The sequence below is a fragment of the Faecalibacterium sp. OF04-11AC genome, assembly GCF_003460645.1.
GTDB lineage: Bacteria > Bacillota > Clostridia > Oscillospirales > Ruminococcaceae > Faecalibacterium > Faecalibacterium prausnitzii_I.
In genome coordinates this window covers 35,501-57,802 of sequence record NZ_QTVP01000015.1, presented here as the reverse complement: position 1 = coordinate 57,802, position 22,302 = coordinate 35,501, and the positions used below count along the sequence as shown (strand labels likewise).

The following is a 22,302-nucleotide window of genomic DNA, read 5'->3' as shown; positions in this document are numbered from 1 at the left end:
ACCAGAGAAAGATAGATGCCCTTGCCCGCCGGGCTCTCGAATCGGCGGCCCATCCGGCCCCGGCCCGCGCTCTCGAATCGGCGGCCCATCCGGCCCCGGCCCGCGCTCTGCTGGCCCGCCAGCACCAGCGTGCCATGCGGGGCCCCGGCCAGTGCCAGCCGCTTGGCCGTCTGGTTGCTGCTGTCCAGCCGCTCGTGGACATAAACCGGTGCGGGGTACTCGCCCACGGCGTCGGCGCAGAACGGGTCCCCGCCCAGTAGCCGGTAGCCTCGGCGGGGGGCGGCTTCCAGCGTGTACCCCTGCGTTGTGAGGGCGGCAGCCGCCTTGTGGATGGCCGCCCGGCTCACCCCCAGCGTCTGGGCCAGCTGCTCGCCGGAGATGTAGCGCCCCTCCGCACCCGAAAGTGCCTGCAACAGGGCCTGTTTTGTGGGAATTGCCATGGCGGTGGACCTCCTTGTGTGATATAGTAAGTATACCACAGAAAATTTTTTTGAGGAAGCTGCAGGAAAAAGCTTTCCCGGTTCGTATTCAAAAGCAGAGGGGCGTGCAAAACAGTACCCCCGCACCACGGGAAAGGAGGCGGCGCGGACGATTGACCACATTGGAATTTGACCGGCTCGTGCGGCAGTATCAGGGCCTCGTCTACACCGTCTGTCACCAGCTGGTGCCGGATGTGGGCGAAGCCCAGGACCTGACGCAGGAGACCTTTCTGGCAGCCTGGCGGAGCATCGACCGCTGTCCGCCCGGGTTTGAAAAGCAGTGGCTGGCCCGCATCGCCTCCAACAAGGCGAAAGATTACTTACGCAGCGCCTGGGTCCGGCGGGTGAACACCCCTGGCGACGAGGTGCTGGCGCTGGAGGGCGCTCCGCCGGAGTCGGACCCTGAGCAGCAGGTGCTGGAGACGTTGGGCGAGGAAGAACTCACCCGCCGCATTCTGGCCCTGCGGGAGCCCTACAAAACGCCCTGCCGCCTGATGCTGCTGGAGCAGCATACCGCCGTGGAAGCGGCCCGCCTCTGCGGCAGGCCCCAGAAAACCGTGGAGGCCCAGGTGTACCGGGCCAAAAAGATGCTGGCCGCCCAGCTGCGGGCCAGTGGGGCGGAAGCCCCGCAGAAACCGGAAAGGAGGAACCAGAATGGATGAAAAAGAACTGGAATTGTTCCGGGAGGACGGATGCCTGACCGATGAGGCTTACAGGCCTGCGGGATGGGCAGCTGGACGAGCTGGGGCGGCTGGAAGCGGCTGAACACCTCTCTTACTGCGACAAATGCATGGACCGCTACACGGCCCTGTTGACGGCGGACGTGCTGGAAACGCCGCCCCGCGGGGTGCATGGCACCATCATGACGACGATTTGGGTGCGGCTGATGCAGAGCACCTATGGCCGGGTGGCCGTGGCAGGCGTTGCCGCCGTGCTGGCGCTCAGCCTCTGGCGGTCCGGGGCCATCACGGCCATGCTGGGCCGCGGCTGCGACCTGAAAACCATTCTGCCCTCCCAGACCATGAGCACCCCGCCGCAGGAGCTGACGGGCAAGCCCATGGAGACCCGGCAGGAGTTCTACCACAAACTTTCCGGCGTGCTGGAAAATCTGCTCCCGGGCAAAACGCCCGACGCCGGAGCGATCCCGACCACACCCAAACAAAGTGTAACCTGAGAATGTGAGGATTTGTTATGCTGAAAAATGGATTGCTGACCCTGCTGTTCGCGTTCATCCCCGGCGCGGGCCAGATGTACCAGGGCTATATGAAACGGGGCCTTTCGCTGATGCTGATGTGCTGTGCCATCTGTGTGCTGGCGGTGCTGTTTTCCCCCATTGCGTTTTTTCTGCTGCTCGTTTTTATGTACAGCTTTTTTGATACCCTCAACCTCCGGGCGCAGATCGCCCTGGGCAATGCCCCGGCGGATGACTATTTGGTCCACCTGGACCCCAAGGACAAGCGCCTTGCCCGGCTTCTGCTGGACAGCCACAAGCTGGTGGGCTGGGCCCTCATCGCCTTTGGCGCGCTGATCGCCTACGAGAACATCATTATGAATCTTTTGAACGATGTTCTGTGGCGCTGGGGCCGGGACAGCGTGGTGTTCCGGGCATTTTATCTGGTGATGGATCGGCTGCCGGATGTGGTGCTCTGCGTGGCCCTCATCCTCTGTGGTGTCTGGCTGGTGCGCGGCCCCCAAAAGGCCGGCAAAAAACAGGCCGAGGCACAGGAAGACGCTGCCGAGGATGCCGACTTCCAGGAATACCATGCCCAGCCGGATGCGCCGGAGATGACCCTGTCGGATGACACTTCCGCAAAGGAGGAAAATGGCCATGACGAATAACGAACCGGATATTTCAACAAAAATTGTCCAAAACGGAAAGGAAACGACAGCGGATACCGCCCCGGAAACGAGCTGGGTCCCGAAAAATCCGCCTCCTGCCGCCGCACAGGCAGAGCCGGTCCGGCGGGTGGGCAGTGTGACGCTGGGCATTTGCCTGATTACTGCGGGGATATTTTTCTTTGCTTATCACTTCCTGCCGAATTTTGACGCGCTGCTGGTGCTGAAGATCGTTCCGGCAGCAGGCCTCGTTCTGCTGGGGTGCGAGGTGCTGCACTATGCCAAAAAGCCGCAGCGCGGCAAATACGATTTCGTCTCGGTGTTCGTCTGTCTGGTCCTGATGGCCTGCTGCTTTGGCCTGACCCTCCTGCCGCTGGTGTGGGAACAAGTGGATCCAGAGGCCCAGCAGCAGGAACAGAGGCTGAGGGATGCCTACCAGCAGAGCGTGTACGAAAAGTTCCAGCAGGAGGCATCGGACATCCGCCTCAAGGACATGGGCTGCTGGGTGGAGCTTTACAGCAATCACAACGATGTGGAAAAGCTGACACCGGACAACACCGAAACGCTGGAGCTGAACGTCTGGCTGCAGGGCCCCTATGACAGTGCAGAGGCCTTTGCAAAAGACTGCCGCCGCCTGACCAATGTGGTCCAACAGATGGAAGTGCAGCCCAAACAGATCGGCTTTTTCTGCAGGGGATTTTCGGATGCGGACAGGGACCTGTCCTCCGGCAGTCTGGCGCAAAAAGAAAACTATGAGCTGGATCTGAACGGCACCGTCCAGCTGGACTGGACGGCCGAGGAAATGGCAAAGGCCACCGATGTGGAGTCGCTGCTCGAGGAAGAGAATGAGCAGTGACTGCTCCCGTTCCCTCACTGGCGGGAGGCAAAGCTCCCGAAGCCTGATCGGATGCAGCCATACAAATTTTGTATTTCTGCAATACCAAACAGACCTTTTACAAAGGGCTTGTCTCTCGGTACAATATAGATGCGTTCTATAGAGGGACGACGGACAAGGAAAAAAGTGCAAAAACCAACCGCCACGGCATCTGTCACCGTGGCGGTTGGTTTTTTACTTGTTATGGGAGAGGTTTATTTCTTTGCGATCATCTCGGTGTAAGCCAGCACCAGCGGGCCCACGCCCTTGGCGTCGTTGCAGACGACGGGCTCACTGAAGTAATAGGCCAGGGAGCCGTCCCGGTGGTCCTTGCCGCCAAGGCCGGCCACCAGGCAGATGCCGCCCAGCTGCAGGCTGCCGTCCGGGTTTTGGGAGAGGTACTGATCGCAGGTGCCGTAGAATGCTTTCTCGGCCCAGGCAGCCATCCGCTTGGGCAGGTAGCCCAGGCGCACGCCCTTGAGCACGGCGTAGGCAAACAGGGCCGTGCCGCTGGTCTCCAGATAGTTGCCCTCCACGCCGGGGTGATCCATCACCTGCCAGAACATGCCGGTCTCCTCGTCCTGGAACTTGTGCACGTCCTCAATGGTCTGCTTCAACATGGCCATGATGCCGCGGTACTCGTTGTACAGCTGCTCGTCCATCCGCTCCAGCGTGTCCACCATGGCCACCATGAACCAGCCCATGGCCCGCAGCCAGAAGTTGGGGCTGCAGCCGGTCACGGGGTCGGCCCAGTACATCTGGCGGCTCTCATCATAGCCGTGGTAGTACAGGCCGGTCTTCTCGTCCCGCATGTGCTTTTTGATGTTCATGAACTGCTTGTAGCTGTCAATGCAGCCCTGCATCTTGTTGTAGCGGGTCTCGTAATCCATATAGAACGGCTGGGCCATGTAGGTGCCGTCCAGCCAGACCTGCCAGGGGTAGATGTCCTTGTGCCAGAAGTTGCCTTCCTTGGTGCGGGGCTGGGTCTCCAGCTGGCCGCGGATGACATCAATGGCCTTGCGGTATTTCTCCTCGCCGTAAATGTCGTACAGGGTGAACAGGTTCTTGCCCTGATTCACGTTGTCCAGGTTGTACTCCTTGGGGTCGTAGGTCTGGATGGAGCCGTCTTCCTGCACAAAATAGTCGATGAAGTTTTTGGAGAAATCCAGATACTTCTGGTCGCCCGTGGTGTGGTACAGGCTCAGGCAGGCCGTGATCATGCAGCCGTCGATGTAGTTCCACTTGTTGGGCTTGCCGCTGCGCACTTTCTCAATGTTCCACATGGGTGCTTCGGCGCTGGAATTGGCGATGAGGTAATCCACGTAATCGCCCAGCATGGTCAGAATTTCAGAATGCGTCATGGCTTTCAGTCCTCCTCAAAATGGCCGACATTTGCAAAGTGGAGCCGCTCGCCCTCATAGCCCTCGATCTTCACGTTGTGCAGGTCGATCTCCTTGACGTTCTCGGCGTAAATGGCCAGCTTTTTCACAAACGGGCGGTTGTCGGCCATGGCCGCCTGGCCTTCCTTGGCCTCGGGGTCAAAGGTGATGGTGACATTCTTCATGCTCACCCGCTCAATGGGCTGCTCCGGCAGGCCGTCGAAGTAGCAGCCTGCAAACTGGGCGTCGGTGGCCACGATATTCTCCATGGTCAGGGTGCCCAGCTTGGGGGTGTACTCGTCCACCGGCAGAGGCTCGCGGCACTGGACATAGGGGCCGTGGCCGTCCGGGTCGCAGAAGTAGAACATGTTGATGACGAACGGCGCCTTGACGCCCCGCATCTCCACGTTGCGGAAGACCAGCCCGTCAATGACGGCGGTGTTGCCGCGGCCGCGCCGGGTCTTGACGCGGAGGCCGCGGTCGGTGTGGTCCATGAGGCACTGGGTGACCACCATATCCTTGACGCCGCCGCTCATCTCGCTGCCAATGACGATGCCGCCGTGGCCCTTGTCCAGCAGGCAGTTGCGGATGATGGTGTGCTCGCAGCTCTTCTTGAGCTTCATGCCCAGGAAGACTTTGCTGGCTTTCATGGCGATGCAGTCGTCACCCACATGGATGTTGACGCCGATGATCCGGGTATACTCGCAGCTCTCGGGGTCGATGCCATCGGTGTTGGGGGCGTTGTAGGGGTTATTGATGTTGAAGTGGAGCAGGTCCAGCTGCTTGACGAAGATGGGGTGGATGGTCCAGGAGTAGCTGTTCTGGACGGTGATGCCGTGCAGGCAGACATTCTCGCTGTCCACCATGGCCACGGCGCGGGGACGCCACGCGATCCGCTTGACCTTGGGGTTCACCCACCAGTCGCCGTTCTGGGCGTCACAGTCCAGGGTGCCCTCACCGGTCACGACCACATCGTGCACCTGGGTGATGTTCAGCAGGCCTGCAAAGCTGTTCAGGGGGTTGCCCTCCCAGCCCGTCAGGTAATACTCGTCCACCTCGTTCTCGCTGGGCAGCACGCCGGGCAGGATGGGGTAGTGGGTGCGGTCGTTATCGCCCAGGAGCACGGCGCCTTTTTCCAGGTAGAGGGTGGTATTGCTCTTGAGGAACAGGCTGGCCGTGCGGTAGCGTCCGGCGGGGACATACACGGTGCCGCCCCTGGGGCAGGTGGAGAGAGCCGCCTGCAGCTTGACGGTGTTGTCCGTCTCGCCGTCGCCCACCAGGCCGTAGCGGGAGGCGTCCACAAAGAACGTCTCGGCCTCGGTGGTGAACTCCAGGCTCAGGCTCTCGCCCTCGGCCTGCACGCCCACGGTATAAGTGGTGCCGGGGAGCAGGGAGAAGAGGGAGAACACATTGGTGTTGCAGGTATCATAGATGGTTTCGCCGTTCAGCGTGACAGTGAACGGGTGGGCAGGGCGGAAGCACAGCCCGTTTTCAAGCTCAAAGACCGCACTGCGGGTCATGGAGCGGATGAGAGACAGATTCATAAACAGCCTCCTGAAAGAGATTTGAGAAAATGGAAAAAACAGAAGTGTATTGCGGCTTGCCCGGCCGGGCCGGCATGGTACACTAAAAGCAAGTAAAATGCAGGGGGATGCGGAACATGCGTGCGGAACGGGAACGGCTCAATGCAAAGATCGTGGCGGAGAACCTGCGGCTGGGAGCAGAGGCCAGAGAACTCACGAGCGAAGAAGAGCTCTGTTATCTGATCCTGGTCTCGGGCGGCAGCTGCAATGTCCAGTGGGATGGCCAGACCACGCTGGCGGCTCCTGGCTGCGCGCTGTTGCTGGGCCCGGGCAGCGGGCGGCTGCAGCAGGCGGGCAGTGTGCCGCCGGAGCTGCTGGGGTGCCGCTTCCCGGTGGCGGCCCTCCACGATATCCGGAATATGGCCCAGCGGGACTACAGCGCCCTGTTTGAGCCGGGGCAGGCCACGCTCTTATACGGCCCGGTGCAGTGGTCCAGCTGTCTGCGGACGGTGCTGGAGCTGATGCGGAAAGCCCGGGGCGAGCAGGATTATCCGGGTGTGCTCTACCTGGGGCTCCTGCTCCACTATGCAGAGCAGGAGTACCGGGCCGAGAGCCACGCCGCCCGCCCCCGCAACGAGACAGTGGAGCAGATCTGCGCCTACCTTGCCGCCAATTACCAGCAGAAGTTTTCCCTCAGCGAGGTGGCGGCAAAGTTTTACATCTCGCCCTATTACCTCAGCCGCCTGTTCCGGCGGGTAACGGGGCAGTCCATTGTGGATTACATCAATGGCCGCCGCATCGAGGCCGCCCAGAAGCTGCTGGAGACAACGGAGCTCAGCATCGGCACGGTGGCGGAGCAGACGGGCTTTGCCAGCGCCGCCCATTTCCGGCGTGTCTTCCGGGAGACCATGGGCACCGGGCCGCTGCAATACCGGAAGAGCCATCGATGAGGCAAACAGCCTTGCCCTCTCCGTCATCGCTGACGACAGGCGGCCTGAGAGGCTAGCCAGTTAACAACAGAACACCCCCTGTACCATCTTACGGGCAATGGCACAGGGGGTGTTTGTGGTTTCAGCCGTCTTGGCCGCGAGAGAAAGAGCGCTTAGCCCTTGACAGCACCCGCGGAGATACCTTCGACGAACTGATCCTGTGCGCAGAAGAAGACGATCAGCTGCGGCAGAATGGAGATCAGCGACAGGGCCAGGATGCGGTTCCAGGCAAAGCCCGTATCACCATCCATGGACAGCTTGACGAACAGGGACATGGGGTACTTGGCAGGGGTCTGCACATAAAGCAGCGGGCCCATGAAGTCGTTGCAGCTCCACATGAACTGGAACAGGGCGCAGGACACCAGAGCGGGCATCAGCATGGGGACAATGACCTTGTACAGGGTCTGGAACGAGGAGCAGCCGTCGATGGCGGCAGCCTCGTCCAGATCACGGGGGACATTGCGCATGAACTGCACCAGCTGATACACGAAGTAGGTCTCGGTAGCAAATGCGCAGTGTACCCAGATGGCCAGATAGAACGGGCTGTTGACCCAGCCGAACTTGGTGTACAGCAGGAACTGCGGCACGTTCAGGACGACCTGGGGCAGGAAGAGGGTGGCCAGCATGATGCTGAACAGGATCTTGCGGCCCGGGAAATCAAAACGGCCAAAACCGTAGGCGGCCACGCAGGAGGAGACCACGGTGCAGATGACCTTGGGCAGAACATAGCTGTAGGTGTTGAGCATGGCCTGCAGGATGTTGATGGAACCGCCAAAGTTGTTCAGCGCGTTCTGATAGCCCTCGAGGGTGGGGTTCTTGATCCACAGGCCGATGCCTGCAAAGATCTCGCTGTTGTCCTTAAAGGTGGCGCTGATCATCCACAGCAGCGGGTAGATCATGATAAGGCCCACCAGAATCAGGACAAAGTACTTGAAAAACGTCGCGATGGCGTTAGAAGCTTTCATTCCCATAGTGTTACACCTTACCTTTCATCCGAGTAGTAGACCCACTTCTTCTGGCTGGTAAAGGCAATGATCGTCAGGATGCAGACGATGACGAACATGATCCAGGCCAGTGCGGAAGCCATACCCATTTCGTTGGACTTGAAAGCGTAGTTGTAAACGAGGATGGAGATGAGGGTGGTGGAGTTGCGGGGGCCGCCGTTGGTGATGATGAACGGGCCATTGAACTCCTGGAACGCCTGGCAGATCTGAGTGACCAGGTTGTAGAAGATGATGGGGGTGATCATCGGAACGGTGATGGAGAAGAACTGCTTCCACTTGCCGGCACCGTCGATGGTGGCAGCCTCGTACAGGTCCGCGGGCACGCCTTTCAGAGCGGCCAGGAACAGCACCATGGCGGAACCGAACTGCCAGATGCGCAGGAAGCAGATGATCCACAGCGCGTAAGTCGGGTCAGACAGCCAGGAGGGGCCCTGTGCGTGACCAAAGGTGATCATACGGATCAGGGTGTTGACCAGACCGTCATCACGGAAGACGGCTTTCCACAACACGGCGATGGCCACGGAACCGCCCAGGATGGACGGGATGTAGTAAATGGTACGGAACAGGTTCACGCAGGCGATCTTGAAGTTCAGGATGTAAGCGATGAACAGCGCGAAGATCAGCTTCAGGGGCACGGTGATGAACGCGTACTTGAACGTGGTGATCAGTGCTTGGTGATCTTGGCATTGGTGAACGCGGTGGCGTAGTTCATCAGGCCGTACTCGTGGATGCCCTCAAAGAAGTTCATATCCGTAAAGCTGTAGTACAGCGACTGGCCAAACGGAATGGCTTTGAAGACGACGAAGCCGATGATCCAGGGGATCAGGTAGAACAGGCCCTGCCATTTGTCAAAAAACTTCTGGGCCGGGGTACGCCCGAGCGAGGGCGCTTTGCTTTCTTTCATCCGGGAATCCTCCTTTTTGAAAATTCGGGGTGGGTGCAGCATGGTTTGGACACATCTTGGTCAAAGTTTAGACATCTTTTTCTTGCAAAAAAGGGGCATCCACCTCTTGGGCGGCGGATGCCCCTACAATGTACCAAACAGAATCGAGGGGGCGGGAGTTTATACCGTAACTCGGACCCCGCTGCAGCGTGTGGAAGAATTACTCGACGGTGTAACCGACGGCATCCATGCCATCCAGCAGGATGTCAACAACGTCAGCGCCGGACTTGTTATCGTAATCGACGGTGTCGAAGACTTCCTGGTAAACGCCGGTGCCGTTTGCTTTCAGGTCGTTGGACTCGAACAGGGGATCCAGCTTGTTGGAAACGAAAGCCATGACCTTGCCGTTTGCCTCGGCAACCAGCTCCTTGACAGCGCCCGCAGCCTGAGCGGCAGCCAGACCAGCCTTGGAAGCGGGGATGCCGCACTCGGAACCCATGATGGAAGCGCCAGCCTCTTCGTTCAGCAGGAAGTTGATGAGGGTAGCTGCCTCCGCGGGGTGCTCGCAGGTCTTGGTGATGGCCAGGCCCATGGAGACCTTGGAGAAGCCGCCGTTGTAATCGCCGAACTTGATCTCCTCGCCGACGGTGAAGCCGGGCTTGTTCTCCTCGTCCAGAGCGTCCTGATACTTGGTAGCGGAGGAATCCCACTCGAAGCAGCCGGCCAGCTTGCCGGTGATCCACTCGGTGGACTGGTGAGCGGCGTTGTCGCCGTTGGAGCCGTAGTAGGTGGGCAGGCTCATGATGACGTGGCCATCGACCAGGCTCTTGATGAAGTCGATGCCCTCCGCGATCTCGTCCGCGGTGTAGTTCAGGGTAGAGGTGGTGGGGTCTGCCCAGTCCTTGCCGTACTTGGACTCGAGGTAGAAGACCATCAGGATCATACGGTCGTAAGCGCCAGGTGCAGGGGATAGTAGTCATCGCCCAGCTTCTCCTGGAAAGTCTTGCCGGCTGCCATCAGATCGTCCAGAGACTTGGGGACCTCGGTAATGCCAGCCTTGTTAAAGGTGGTCATGTTCCAGTAGAAGATACGGCCGGTCATGGAGACAGGCACGCACTGCTGAGCGTTTGCCACGTTGCAGGCAGTCAGCTGCGCCTCATCCCACTGAGACAGATCCAGATAATCGGTGGTGCTGTTCAGGTCAACGAACGTCTGGCCGTTCTTGGAATAGTTGTACAGCCAGTTCCAGTTGATCTGGCAGACATCCTCCGCCACGCCGCCGGCAAACTTGGTGGACATGGTATCCTCCCAGCCGGACCATGCGGCAAAGGTGGGGTTGACGGTGATGTTGCTGTGCTCAGCGGAGAAAGCCTTGATGGCATCCTGGTATGCATTGTGACGAGACTCGCCGCCCCACCAGCTCATGGTCAGGGTAACGGGGTCGCTGCTCAGGCCGCCGACGGCCTCAACAGAAGCAGCTGCCGCGGAAGAAGCAGGAGCGGTGCTGGAAGCCGCGCCGCTGTTGCCGCCGCAGGCAGCCAGCAGACCGGCTGCACCCACAGCGCCAGTGACCTTGATGAAATCACGACGAGAAATTGCCTTGCTCATTTTTGTTCTCCTCCTAATTGTGTAGAAAACCTCGTGTGGAACGGAGCCTCTGCAAAGCATCCGTTGTATACAATTATGATAACAAAAGCATTCACAAAAAGAAAGATAGAATTTGGCGTGATACACTCTAAAAACGCACAAATATTGTCATAACCTTTGCGGAGGCATCGGCGTCCTTGCCAGAATGAATAAACTTCGGTTAAAAAACTGTGCAACTTGTATACTTCAACACTTTGCATAGAAAATCGAGGGTCTTGGACGACAAAACAACGTAAATTGTTATAATTTTATGCGGTGTGGAAAATTGTCGCTGGAGTGTTGTATACAATAAAACAATCGAAGACAGATGATTCTCATGTGAAACTGATATATCAATAACGCAATAAACGTGCGAATTGCCTTGCAACTGATATACTAATTGCTCGTAAAACGGATGAAAAAAGCGCTGCCCGCAATTGCAGACAGCGTAAATGGAAAAAATTTACTTGGACAGATGCTCAGCCCGCTTGGCATAAAATTCTTTGCGGGCTTTGAAATAGCATTGGGGGCACATGCTGACGTACTGCACATCGTTCTGCAGATCGATGGCGACCTGTTCCCCCTCAAAGACGAACTCGCCGTTGACCTTGCGGCAGTTACAGGTGGCTTTGCGGCCGCAGGTGCAGATGGTCTTCATCTCCTCGATGGTGTGGGCCAGCTCCAGCAGGCGGGTGGAGCCGGGGAAACCCTTGAGGGAAAAATCAGACCGCAGGCCGTAGCAGATGACCGGGATGTTCAGCTCCACCGTGACCATGAACAGCTCCTCGGCCTGCTGGGGCGTGAAGAACTGGCTCTCGTCGCAGAGGACACAGGCCAGCGGGGCTGCGGCAGCGGCCTGCTGCACCGCTGCAAACACGTCCATTTCCGGGGGAACCAGGAGGTCGGCCTTGCGGCGCACGCCCAGGCGGCTGACCAGCTCGCCGCCGCCCTTGGTATCCACCTGCGGCTTGAGGATGAGCACCCGCATTCCCTGCTCCTCGTAGTTGTGGGCCACCTGCATCAGGGCGGTGCTCTTGCCGCTGTTCATGGCACCGTAACGAAAATAAAGTTTTGCCATTGTTTTCTCCTCATAAAAAGGCAACCCTCCCAGTCAAAATAGGTCGGAGAGGGTTGCATATTACTTTTATACGGTATAAGAGATCAGTCCTGATTGCGCAGGCGGTAGCCCAGGCTCATCAGGCTGTCGCCCAGATGAACGTTCTCCACCACCACATCCGGGTAAGAAATGGACAGGTCGTAGTGGGAGAAATTCCAGAAGCCCTGGATGCCCAAGCTGACCAGGCGGCTGCTCAGCTCCTCGGCACCGCTGCGGGGCAGGCAGAGAACGGCCACCTCGGGGTGATGCTCGGCGCAGAACGCTTCCAGCTGGTCAATGTTCAAGATCTGCACGCCGCTGATCTCCTTGCCCACTTCGTCGGCGGAGTTATCAAAGGCAGCGATCAGCTTGTAACCATTGGTGTCGGTGGTGATAAAACGGCTCACGGCCTTGCCTAAGCGGCCGCAGCCGATGAGGATGGTGGGCAGAAGGTCGCCGTTGCCAAACAGCAGATGCTCCAGGATGGAGAGCAGGTTCTCCACCGAGTAGCCGATGCCCTGCCGGCCATTCACATCGCCGATGCAGTTGAAATCCTGCCGCACCTGGGAGGCGGTGGTGCCCATCTGGGCAGCTAGCTCACGGGACGAGATGCTGGTGATGCCATCATTTTTTAACGTGCGCAGGTAGCGGTAATATTTGGGCAGCCGCTTGATGACGGGGAGCGACGCTTTTCCGGGGGTGTTCATATCAGAAAATCTCCTTTCTGCAAAAGGTGCCGGGCAGGGGAGCAGTGCAAGCAGGACGCGCCGACAGATTCTCAGAATTTTTGCAATAATGATACATATTTGACAATGTTTTAGTTAATATAAAGTATACAGCCTGATACGAGAATGTCAAACCCTTTGGACAAAATTTTTTTGGCTAAGATTTTTAGCTTTCGGAATAGCACCGTGCCGCCCGGGGAATCCTGAGAAAAAACGGCCGGGAGGATGGAAGATGGCAGAGAAAACGAACGACGAAAAAGGCAGCCCTGTGGAGCAGCAGCGGCTGGAACAGGAGCAGATCGAGGACCTGGGCAGCATCTGGCGCACCCGGGGCAAACACGCCATCCACTGTCTGACGGTAGTGGGGCAGGTGGAGGGCCATGTGGAAGCGCCCCAGGGCCAGAAAACCACCAAATATGAGCATGTCATCCCCCAGCTGGTGGCGGTGCAGGAGGACCCCGGCATCGAGGGGCTGCTGGTGCTGCTCAACACGGTGGGCGGGGATGTGGAGGCCGGGCTGGCGCTGGCGGAGCTCATTGCCAGCATCTCCAAGCCCAGCGCCGCCGTGGTGCTGGGCGGCGGGCACTCCATTGGGATCCCGCTGGCGGTGAGCGCCCGGCGGAGCTTTATTGTGCCCACGGCCACCATGACCATCCACCCGGTGCGCCATTCCGGCATGATTTTGGGCGTGCCCCAGACCATGCGGTGGTTTGAGCAGATGCAGGAGCGGATCACCGGTTTTGTGGCGGCCCACAGCGGCATGACGGAAAAGCGCTACACCGAGCTGATGCTCCGCACCGGGGAGCTGGTGATGGATGTTGGCACGGTGCTGGACGGCCGCAAGGCCGTGCGGGAAAAGCTCATCGACCAGTTGGGCGGCATTTCGGACGCGTTGGAGTGGTTGTATCAGGAAATAGAAAAAGGATAATTTGCCATTTGACTTTCCGCGTGGTACAATGAAAGAATCGAGAAGTATCGAAATCGATTTTATCATAGAAACGACAGGGAAGAGCGAACATGGCAAAACGGAAACGAAAATCCACTGCGGGGCGCGGCAGACAGCGCCGGAGAAGCCGGGCACAGGACCGGATGCCTGCGGGGCTGGTGACCTTGTTTTTGGGCCTCATCCTCATGGCGCTGGCTTTTGTGCCGGGCAGCGCGGTCTGGAAGACTCTGCACGACGCGCTGTTTGGCGTGTTTGGCTGCGGCAGCTTTGTGGTGGGCGCGGCGCTGTGCTATCTGGCCATCCTGTACACCCGCGGCGAGGACCTGCTGCCCCACATTGCAAAGCTGCTGCTGGGGCTGGTGTTTGCCAGCAGCACGGTCATCGTGTTCTCGGATATCCCCGCCGATGTCCCGGCGGCGACCATGGTAGCCGCCTGTTACCAGAACGGTGTCAACGCCTGGCTGTCCGGCGGCGCGCTGGGTGCCGTGCTGGGCGGCAATCTGCTGCTGCTCTGCGGGCGCCCGGCAGCCAATCTGGTCATGGCGGCGCTGGCCCTCTGCGCCAGCCTGTACATTTTTGATATCACCCCGGCGGAAGTCTGGCAGTGGCTCTGCAACGTGGGCGGCGGCGTGCACGAAAAAGGCGTGGCCGTCTATGAGCAGAACGCCGCCCGCCGCGCGGAACGCAGGGCGGAGCGCCTTGCCGCGGAGGCGGAAGAAGGATCCTACGAGGAGGAAGATCCCGACGAGCTGGACGAGGACTTTGAGGACGACGAAGAAACCGGCCTCAAGGCTCCCGGCTGGCTGTCCGGTGTGCTCTCCTGGGGCCATAAGGTGACCAAAGAGCTGGAGGGCGAGGCAGAGCCCGAGCCGCCCCAGGACCCCAACCTGGGTTACGAACCGCCTCCGGCTCCGGATCCGGCGGATGTGCCCCGCCTCAGCCTGCCCCGGAATTTGAACCCATCCAGGTCAGCGCCCCGGGGCCCCGCGCGCCCTTTGACATCGACCTGGGCCCGGACCATACCCAGGTAAAAGAGGGCGGCAGTGAGCCCATCGAACCCGTCATTCTGGGCCCGGGCGGCACGTTTGGCATGGACCCGCTCCGCAACGCGGCACCCCGCGCCATCGTCAAGCCGGTGGTACCGGATGCGGTGGAGACCCCGGCGGAGGACTTCTTCCGCAAGCCGGAGCCGGGGCCCGCACCGGAACCCGGCGACATTGCGGTGGCCCCGGCGGATATCGCCCCGGCCCCCACCCAGACGCCCGGTATGCCGGGCCTGAATGCGGATGCCCCTGCTGTGGAAGAGCCGGAGTTTGAGCCCATCCCGGTCAGCCCTGCGGAGCCGCACCGGGTGAGCGCGGAGAACGCTGTGGCGTTCCGCTCCGCCCCGGACGAGGACGGCTGGATCAGCATTACCTCTGAGCCGGTGGAGGAGAAAGACCTTAATACCTTAGTGGCAGCGGCCATGGAAAAGCCTGCCGCCTCGGAGCAGGCCGCCGCCAGTGCCCCTGCCGAAGAAGCCGAGACGGTGGAGACCTACCAGTATCAGTACCCCTCCATCGAGCTGTTTGAGCGTGCCCCCGAGGAAACGGATGTGGGCGCGCAGGACGAGCTCAAGGCCAACGCCCAGAAGCTGGTGGATACGCTGGAGAGCTTTGGCGTCCGCACCCGAGTGCTGGATATCTCCCGCGGCCCCTCGGTCACCCGGTACGAGGTGCAGCCGATGGCGGGCGTCAAGATCAGCCGCATCACCTCGCTGGCGGACGATATCGCCCTGAACCTCGCCGTGGCCGATGTCCGCATGGAGGCCCCCATCCCGGGCAAGCCTGCTGTGGGCATCGAGGTGCCAAACCACAAAAAGACCCCCGTTTATATCCGCAGCGTGTTTGAGAGCCAGGCGTTCCTGCGGATGACTTCGCCCTTGGGCATCGCCCTGGGCAAGGACATTGCCGGTGTGGCCCAGGTGGCCGACCTGTGCAAGATGCCCCACCTGCTCATTGCGGGCAGCACGGGCAGTGGTAAATCCGTCTGTGTCAACAGCATCATCATGAGCCTGCTCTTCCGTTCCAGCCCCGAGGACGTCAAGCTCCTCCTCATCGACCCCAAAGTCGTGGAGCTGGCGGAGTACAATGGCATTCCCCATCTGCTCATGCCCGTGGTCACCGAGCCGAAAAAGGCGGCAGGCGCTCTGGGTTCCGCGGTGCAGGAGATGGAGCGGCGCTACCACATGTTCGCGGAGAACAATGTCCGCGATATCAAATCGTTCAACAAGCTGGCGGCCACCGACTCCACGCTGGAAAAGATGCCCTACATTGCCATCATCATCGACGAGCTGGCCGACCTGATGATGGTGGTGGGCAAAGACGTGGAGGACTCCATCTGCCGCATTGCCCAGAAAGCCCGCGCGGCCGGGATGCACCTCATCGTGGCTACCCAGCGCCCCAGCGTGGACGTTATCACCGGCCTGATCAAGGCCAACATCCCCAGCCGCATTGCGTTTGCGGTGTCCAGCCAGGTGGACAGCCGCACCATCCTGGATGGTGCCGGTGCCGAGAAGCTGCTGGGCATGGGTGACATGCTCTTCATGCCCGTGGGCGCTCCCAAGCCCACCCGGATTCAGGGCACCTTTGTCCGGGATGAAGAGATCAGCCGGGTGCTGAATTTCATCAAGCAGAGCGCCACCGTCCAGTATGACGAGGCCATGATCGAGGCGATGGAGCGCCACGCCATTCAGGATGGCAAAAAGGGCGGCAGCGGCAGCGCCGACTCCGACGAGGATTCCGGCAGCGACCCGATGCTCAAGCAGGCCGTGGAAGTGGTCATCGACGCCGGGCAGGCGTCTACCAGCCTGCTGCAGCGCCGCTGCAAGCTGGGCTATGCCCGCGCGGCCCGCATCATGGACGAAATGGAAGAGAAAGGCATCATTGGCCCCTACGAGGGTGCCAAGCCCCGCGCCGTGCTCATCAGCCGCCAGCAGTGGCTGGAAATGCAGATGAACCAGCCGGAAGAATAAAGAGAAAAGGAGTAACATGGAACAGCAGACCTACACCGAATTTCTCCCCATCAGCCGCGCCGACATGGAGGCGCGGGGGTGGGACCAGCTGGACTTTGTGGTGGTGGGCGGTGACGCCTATGTGGACCACCCCAGCTTTGGCACCGCCATCATCAGCCGCCTGCTGGAGGCAGAGGGCTATAAGATCGGCGTGCTGGCACAGCCCCGCTATACCGACTGCGAGGACTTCAAGCGGTTCGGCAAGCCGAAGTACGGCTTCTTCATCGGCGGCGGCAACGTGGACAGTATGGTGAGCCACTACTCGGTGGCAAAGATCCCCCGCGCGAGGATGAGTATTCCCCCGGCGGAAAGGGCGGTGCCCGCCCGGACCGCAGCGCCACCGTTTACACCAAGCTGGCCAAAGAGGCTTACCCGGACCTGCCCGTGATCCTGGGCGGCCTGGAAGCCTCCCTGCGCCGTTTTGCGCATTACGATTACTGGCTGGACACTGTGCTGCCCAGCATCGCGGAAGATTCCGGTGCCGACCTCATCAGCTACGGCATGGGCGAGCACCAGACCGTGGAGATCGCCCGGCGGCTGGCGGCAGGGGAGCCTGTGGAGAGCATCACCGATGTGGACGGCACCTGCTACCTGACCGATTTTGACCACCTGCCCGAGCGGTATGTGGAGTGCGCGGGCTTCAAAAAAGTGGCCAGCGACAAGACGGCCTACGCCAAGGCCTGCCGCATCCAGATGGACAATCAGGATGTGGTCAGCGGCCAGATCATCGTCCAGAAGCAGAGCGAGAAATATCTGGTGCAGAACATCCCGGCCAAGCCCCTTGTCCGCTGGGAGCTGGATAAAGTCTACGCTCTGCCCTACACCCGCCGTTACCACCCCATCTATGAAGATATGGGCGGCGTGCCTGCCATCCGGGAGGTGCAGTTCTCCATCATCCAGAACCGCGGCTGTTTTGGCGGCTGCAACTTCTGCGCCATCCAGCTCCATCAGGGCCGCCGTGTCACCAGCCGCAGCGCGGACAGCATCGTGGCCGAGGCGGAGCGGATGACCCATGAGCCGGATTTCAAGGGCTATATCCACGATATCGGCGGGCCTACCGCCAACTTCCGCTTCCCCTCCTGCCGGGAGCAGATGCTCCGGGGCATGTGCAACGGCGGCAAGCACTGTCTGGCCCCGCAGACCTGCTCCCACATGATCGTGGACCACAGCGACTACCTCAAGATCCTCCGCCGTGTCCGGGAGCTGCCCGGCGTCAAGAAAGTGTTCATCCGCAGCGGCATCCGGTTTGACTACCTGATGGCCGACCCGGACGATACGTTCTTCAAAGAGCTGGTGGAGTATCATGTTTCCGGCCAGCTGAAAGTGGCCCCGGAGCACTGCGCTCCCAACACCCTGGCCTACATGGGCAAGCCTCCCATCGAGACGTTCAACAAGTTCAAGGATAAATTCTACGAGCTGAGCAAAAAAGCGGGCAAAAAACAGTATCTGGTGCCCTACCTCATGTCCAGCCACCCGGGCAGCACCCTGAAAGATGCCGTCTATCTGGCCGAGTATCTTTACAAGAACCACATGCGCCCGGAGCAGGTGCAGGATTTTTACCCCACCCCCGGCACCGTGAGCACCTGCATGTTCTACACCGGGCTGGACCCCTACACCCTCAAGCCTGTTTTTGTGGAAAAGACTGCCGAGGGCAAGGCCTTGCAGCGCGCTCTGCTCCAGTACTATGAGCCCCGCAACGCCGAGAAAGTGGTCAAGGCCCTGCGGATGACCCACCGGGAAGACCTGATCCCCCTGCTGGTGCCCGCCGAGGGCCGCCGTGCCGTCCAGCGCTCGGCACGCCGGGCGGAGGCGGCGGATGTGACCATCCATCAGGACGGCACCTACAGCGTCCGGCCCCACAGCGGAAAGACCCAGCCGGGCAATCGCCGCGGAGGCCATGCGGCACCGGTCAGCCGCGCGGCAGGCGGCCGCCAGCCCAGCCCGGGAGCCCGCTTTGCCCCAACGGCACCCATAAACCGAAAACAATGCCCCAACGGCACCCATAAACCGAAAACAATCAACAGAAAGAGAATGCAACGTGGAAAACTTCCAAAAAGAAAAAGTGACCCCCGCCCAAAAGCCGGGGCTGTTCCGCCGTCACCCATAAACCGAAAACAATCAACAGAAAGAGAATGCAACGTGGAAAACTTCCAAAAAGAAAAAGTGACCCCCGCCCAAAAGCCGGGGCTGTTCCGCCGTCTGGCCGCGCTGGCCGTTGCGGCGGCGCTGGCTCTGAGTCTGGCCGCCTGTGATGTCTCGGGCGTTGTCCCGGGCGGCAACGCCGACGTCATCCCCAACCCGGCGGCGTCGGCCTCCACCGTGGACTCCGTCAATGCCCCGTTTGAGATGCACTTCATCGATGTGGGGCAGGCCCTCAGCGTGCTGATCGAGTGCGACGGGCAGTTCATGCTCTACGACGGCGGCAATGTGGACGACGGCAGCCTCGTGGTCTCCTACTTACAGAATCAGGGCGTGGAGGGGCTGGAATACGTCTTCTGCTCCCACGCCCACGAGGACCATGTGGGCGGTCTGGCCGCGGCACTGGCTTACTTCCCGGCCAACCACGTCTATGCCCCGGTGACGGAGGCCAGCACCAAGTGTTTTCAGGATTTCGTCAAGTACACCCAGCAGCAGGGCTTACAGGTAGAGGTGCCCGCTGTGGGCACTACCTGGCAGCTGGGCGGGGCAACCATCACCCAGCTGGGCCCGGTGGCGCAGTACAGTGACACCAACGATACCTCCATTGTCCTCCGCATTGATTACGGTGCCACCAGCTTTCTGCTCACGGGTGATATGGAAGCCGACGCCGAACGGGACCTCGTCAACAGCGGGGCCAACCTCAAGGTGGATGTGCTGCAGGTGGGCCACCACGGTTCTTCCACCTCCACCAGCTATGTCTTCCTGAACGCGGTCCTGCCGGAAATGGGAATCATCTCCTGCGGGGTGAACAACAAGTATGGCCATCCCCACGAGGAGACGTTAAGCATCCTGCGGGACGCAAAGGTGGACGTCTACCGCACCGACCTGCAGGGCACCATCACCATCGGCAGCGACGGTCAGAACCTCACCGTGGGCACCGAGCACTTTGTGCCGGACAGCCAGCTGAACCCCACTGCTCCTGCAGCGTCCAGTACGGCGCAGCAGGCCTACATCGGCAATGTGAACAGCAAAAAGTTCCACCTGCCCACCTGCCCCAACCTCCCGGCGGAGAAAAATCAGATCCTGTTCTCCAGCTACGACGAGGCCGTGGCCGCGGGCTATACCCCCTGCAGCACCTGCATCCAATAAAGAACCGCGCCCCTGTGCAGAGCACCGGAAGATTCCGGCTCGGCGCGGGGGCGTTTTGCGTTCCGGTTTCGGGCAGAGTGTTCAAGAGGCAGCGTGCTCCTTTGTGCACAGCCACCAAAAATGTGGGAGGCGCTTGTAATTCTTCTGCCGTGGGAGTACAATAAACCCAAGCGAATAGATGTTTGTTCAGAGTAGGAGAGTGGCAGACAGAGCAACGGAAGCTTTGGTTTGTCACGCTCTTTTTTTGTCCGTGATCGTACCAGAAAAAGGAGAGTTCATATGAGCCAGACCAAGTACATTCTCTCGCTGGATCAGGGCACGACCAGCAGCCGTGCCATCCTGTTTGACAACGAGCAGAACATCCTCTGTGTGCAGCAGCGGGAATTTGAGCAGATCTACCCCCATCAGGGCTGGGTGGAGCATAACCCCATGGAGATCTGGTCCAGCCAGTACGGCGTGATGAACGAGGTGATCGCCCAGAGCGGCGTGGACCCCCGCGACATTGCGGGCATCGGCATCACCAACCAGCGCGAGACCACCATCCTGTGGGAGCGTGCCACCGGCCGCCCGGTGTACAACGCCATCGTCTGGCAGTGCCGCCGCACGGCCCCCATCGTGGACGAGCTGCTCAAGACCCCCGGTATGGACGAATACATCCGGGAGAACACCGGCCTGGTGCCGGACGCCTACTTCTCCGCCACCAAGATCAAGTGGATTTTGGATCACGTTCCCGGGGCACGGGAAAAGGCTGAAGCAGGGGAGCTGCTGTTCGGTACCGTGGACACCTGGCTGGTCTGGAAGCTGACGGGCGGCAAGGTCCATGTGACCGACCGCACCAACGCCAGCCGCACCATGCTCTACAACATCCGCACGCTGGACTGGGACGAAAAGCTGCTTCAGGCACTGGACATCCCCCGCGGCATCCTGCCCGAGGTGCGGGATTCCAGCGAGATCTACGGCTACACCAACATCCAGGGTGTGGATGTTCCGGTGGCCGGCATAGCCGGTGACCAGCAGGCCGCTTTGTTTGGTCAGGGCTGCTTTGCCCCCGGCGACGCCAAGAACACCTACGGCACCGGCTGCTTCCTGCTGATGAACACCGGTAAGGAGATCTACCAGAGCAAGAACGGCCTGGTGACCACCATTGCCATCAGCCTGAACGGTGAGGTGGAGTATGCGCTGGAAGGCTCGGTCTTCGTGGGCGGTGCCGTCATCCAGTGGATCCGGGACGGGATGCACATGATCCAAGACAGCTGCGACTCCGAGTATTACGCCCAGAAAGTGCCGGACAACGGCGGCGTGTACATTGTGCCGGCGTTCACGGGCCTGGGCGCGCCTACTGGGATATGTACGCCCGGGGTGCCATTCTGGGCATCACCCGCGGCACCACCCAGAACCACATCATCCGGGCGGCAGAGGAATCCATCGCCTACCAGAGCGCGGACCTGATGGGTGCCATGGAAAAGGACACCGGCATCAAGATCAAGACCCTCAAGGTGGACGGCGGCGCCAGCCGGGACCAGTTCCTGATGCAGTTCCAGGCCGATATTCTGGATAAAGTCGTACAGCGCCCGGCCATCCGGGAGACCACGGCTCTGGGCGCTGCTTACCTGGCGGGCCTTGCCACGGGCGTCTGGAAGAGCCGGGAAGAGATCACCCACCTGTGGAGCTGCAACCAGCTCTTTGAGCCCAAAATGGGCGAGACCCAGAGGGAAGAGCTGCTGGAGGGCTGGCACAAGGCTGTCGGCCGCAGCCAGGACTGGGCCAAACACTGAATCACTCCGGTAGATGCCGGGGACAAAATCATAAAACGATACGGAAAGGAAATATTTCGCTATGGATACGATCAAGATCGACAATAAAAATGTCAAAATGGTAGCGCACCGCGGCCTGAGCGGCATTGAGAAAGAGAACACCTGCTCCGCTTTTGTGGCGGCCTGCAACCGCGCCACCTATTTTGCCGTGGAGACGGATGTCCACCGCACGGTGGACGGCCAGTTCGTCATCTTCCACGACGACAACACCGCCCGCGTCGGCCTCGACCATCTGGTCATTGAGGAGTCTACCTTTGAGACCCTGCGTAAGCTGCAGCTGGTGGACATCGACGGCAAGCGCGGCCGCATCGACTTGACCATCCCCACCCTGATGGAGTATATTGAGATCTGCAAGAAGTATGGCAAGCATTGTGTGCTGGAGCTCAAGAACGAGTTCAAGGCCAGCGACGTGTATAAGATCGTCTCCATGATCGAGAAAGCAGGGTATCTCGACCACGTCATCTTCATCTCGTTTGCCCTCAAGAACCTGATCTTCCTGCGCCGCCGCTATCCCACCCAGCCGGCCCAGTACCTCATCAAAGAGTGGGACGACAAATTGCTGGATACCCTGGAAAAGTACAACCTGGGCATTGATATCTACTACAAGTCCGCCACCCCGGACAACGTGCGGAAAGTGCACGCCCTGGGTCAGGAGTACAATGTCTGGACCGTCAACGAAGCCGTGGACGGCGACGCCATGGTGGCCATGGGGGTGGATTACATCACCACCAACATCCTGGAGGGCACCAACAAGGCTGAATAAGCCAAATCTACTGAAAATTGGAAGG

The 22,302-nt window shown here is 60.1% G+C and carries 18 protein-coding genes and 3 pseudogenes; 12 read left to right on the top strand and 9 right to left on the bottom strand.

The features are described from left to right. A partial coding sequence (locus tag DXA70_RS08765; protein ID WP_128118243.1) for an HTH domain-containing protein occupies positions 1–440 on the bottom strand: 440 nt, incomplete at its 3' end. Positions 441–592: 152 nt separating this feature from the next. Here DXA70_RS08765 and DXA70_RS08760 point away from each other — a divergent pair. Genes DXA70_RS08760 through DXA70_RS08745 form a run of 4 tightly spaced genes read left to right on the top strand, consistent with a single transcriptional unit; the run spans position 593 to position 3,171 of the window. Next, on the top strand, positions 593–1,141 hold the full coding sequence (locus tag DXA70_RS08760) for an RNA polymerase sigma factor (RefSeq protein ID WP_128118242.1): 549 nt from the start codon (positions 593–595) through the stop codon (positions 1,139–1,141). Between the two features lie 41 nt (positions 1,142–1,182). Further along, complete coding sequence (locus tag DXA70_RS08755; RefSeq protein ID WP_243001254.1) at positions 1,183–1,653, top strand: hypothetical protein; 471 nt, start codon at positions 1,183–1,185, stop codon at positions 1,651–1,653. Between the two features lie 17 nt (positions 1,654–1,670). Beyond that, positions 1,671–2,318, top strand: coding sequence for a hypothetical protein (locus DXA70_RS08750; protein ID WP_128118241.1), 648 nt, complete (start codon positions 1,671–1,673; stop codon positions 2,316–2,318). Continuing rightward, complete coding sequence (locus DXA70_RS08745) at positions 2,308–3,171, top strand: hypothetical protein (RefSeq protein ID WP_199522867.1); 864 nt, start codon at positions 2,308–2,310, stop codon at positions 3,169–3,171. The genes DXA70_RS08750 and DXA70_RS08745 overlap by 11 nt, the downstream gene beginning before the upstream one ends. A 233-nt stretch (positions 3,172–3,404) precedes the next feature. Here DXA70_RS08745 and DXA70_RS08740 read toward each other — a convergent pair whose 3' ends face one another. Both DXA70_RS08740 and DXA70_RS08735 read right to left on the bottom strand, forming a co-directional pair. Further along, entirely contained in the window at positions 3,405–4,550 is a 1,146-nt protein-coding gene (locus DXA70_RS08740; protein WP_128118240.1) for a glycoside hydrolase family 88 protein, read from the bottom strand. A gap of 5 nt (positions 4,551–4,555) precedes the next feature. Next, a complete protein-coding gene (locus DXA70_RS08735) occupies positions 4,556–6,112 on the bottom strand; it encodes a glycoside hydrolase family 28 protein (RefSeq protein ID WP_128118239.1) in 1,557 nt (518 codons plus the stop codon). A 116-nt stretch (positions 6,113–6,228) separates the two neighbouring features. On the opposite strand from DXA70_RS08735, the gene DXA70_RS08730 reads away from it, so the two are divergent. Further along, positions 6,229–7,041: an AraC family transcriptional regulator gene (locus tag DXA70_RS08730; protein WP_243001253.1), complete on the top strand. Its 813-nt coding sequence runs from the start codon at positions 6,229–6,231 to the stop codon at positions 7,039–7,041. A gap of 152 nt (positions 7,042–7,193) precedes the next feature. On the opposite strand, the gene DXA70_RS08725 is transcribed toward DXA70_RS08730, so the two are convergent. The 6 genes and pseudogenes from DXA70_RS08725 to DXA70_RS08705 all read right to left on the bottom strand — a co-directional run bounded on the left by DXA70_RS08725 (position 7,194) and on the right by DXA70_RS08705 (position 12,396). Beyond that, positions 7,194–8,051 carry a carbohydrate ABC transporter permease gene (locus DXA70_RS08725; RefSeq protein ID WP_128118237.1) on the bottom strand — a complete coding sequence of 286 codons (858 nt, stop codon included), beginning with the start codon at positions 8,049–8,051 and terminating at the stop codon, positions 7,194–7,196. Positions 8,052–8,062: 11 nt separating this feature from the next. After that, a pseudogene (locus DXA70_RS08720) lies at positions 8,063–8,988 on the bottom strand (sugar ABC transporter permease). A gap of 199 nt (positions 8,989–9,187) precedes the next feature. Then, entirely contained in the window at positions 9,188–9,910 is a 723-nt protein-coding gene (locus tag DXA70_RS14465; RefSeq protein ID WP_243001252.1) for a hypothetical protein, read from the bottom strand. After that, positions 9,907–10,575, bottom strand: coding sequence for an ABC transporter substrate-binding protein (locus DXA70_RS14460; protein ID WP_243001251.1), 669 nt, complete (start codon positions 10,573–10,575; stop codon positions 9,907–9,909). Before DXA70_RS14460 ends, DXA70_RS14465 begins: the two co-directional genes overlap by 4 nt. 481 nt (positions 10,576–11,056) lie before the next feature. Continuing rightward, on the bottom strand, positions 11,057–11,671 hold the full coding sequence (locus tag DXA70_RS08710) for a thymidine kinase (RefSeq protein WP_128118236.1): 615 nt from the start codon (positions 11,669–11,671) through the stop codon (positions 11,057–11,059). 83 nt (positions 11,672–11,754) lie between these two features. After that, on the bottom strand, positions 11,755–12,396 hold the full coding sequence (locus DXA70_RS08705; RefSeq protein ID WP_128118235.1) for a redox-sensing transcriptional repressor Rex: 642 nt from the start codon (positions 12,394–12,396) through the stop codon (positions 11,755–11,757). Between the two features lie 250 nt (positions 12,397–12,646). On the opposite strand from DXA70_RS08705, the gene DXA70_RS08700 reads away from it, so the two are divergent. The 7 genes and pseudogenes from DXA70_RS08700 to DXA70_RS08675 all read left to right on the top strand — a co-directional run bounded on the left by DXA70_RS08700 (position 12,647) and on the right by DXA70_RS08675 (position 22,277). After that, a complete protein-coding gene (locus tag DXA70_RS08700; protein ID WP_128118234.1) occupies positions 12,647–13,342 on the top strand; it encodes an ATP-dependent Clp protease proteolytic subunit in 696 nt (231 codons plus the stop codon). Between the two features lie 89 nt (positions 13,343–13,431). After that, entirely contained in the window at positions 13,432–14,391 is a 960-nt protein-coding gene (locus tag DXA70_RS15455; protein WP_347553534.1) for a hypothetical protein, read from the top strand. A 59-nt stretch (positions 14,392–14,450) separates the two neighbouring features. Further along, positions 14,451–16,373, top strand: a complete 1,923-nt coding sequence (locus DXA70_RS08695; protein ID WP_347553533.1) for a DNA translocase FtsK — start codon at positions 14,451–14,453, stop codon at positions 16,371–16,373. A 16-nt stretch (positions 16,374–16,389) separates the two neighbouring features. Next, a pseudogene (locus DXA70_RS08690) lies at positions 16,390–18,418 on the top strand (YgiQ family radical SAM protein). A 25-nt stretch (positions 18,419–18,443) separates the two neighbouring features. Continuing rightward, entirely contained in the window at positions 18,444–19,700 is a 1,257-nt protein-coding gene (locus DXA70_RS08685; RefSeq protein ID WP_347553532.1) for an MBL fold metallo-hydrolase, read from the top strand. A gap of 279 nt (positions 19,701–19,979) precedes the next feature. Beyond that, positions 19,980–21,475, top strand: a pseudogene (glpK, locus tag DXA70_RS08680) (glycerol kinase GlpK). A gap of 61 nt (positions 21,476–21,536) precedes the next feature. After that, entirely contained in the window at positions 21,537–22,277 is a 741-nt protein-coding gene (locus DXA70_RS08675) for a glycerophosphodiester phosphodiesterase family protein (protein ID WP_128118232.1), read from the top strand. Positions 22,278–22,302: the final 25 nt, after the last annotated feature.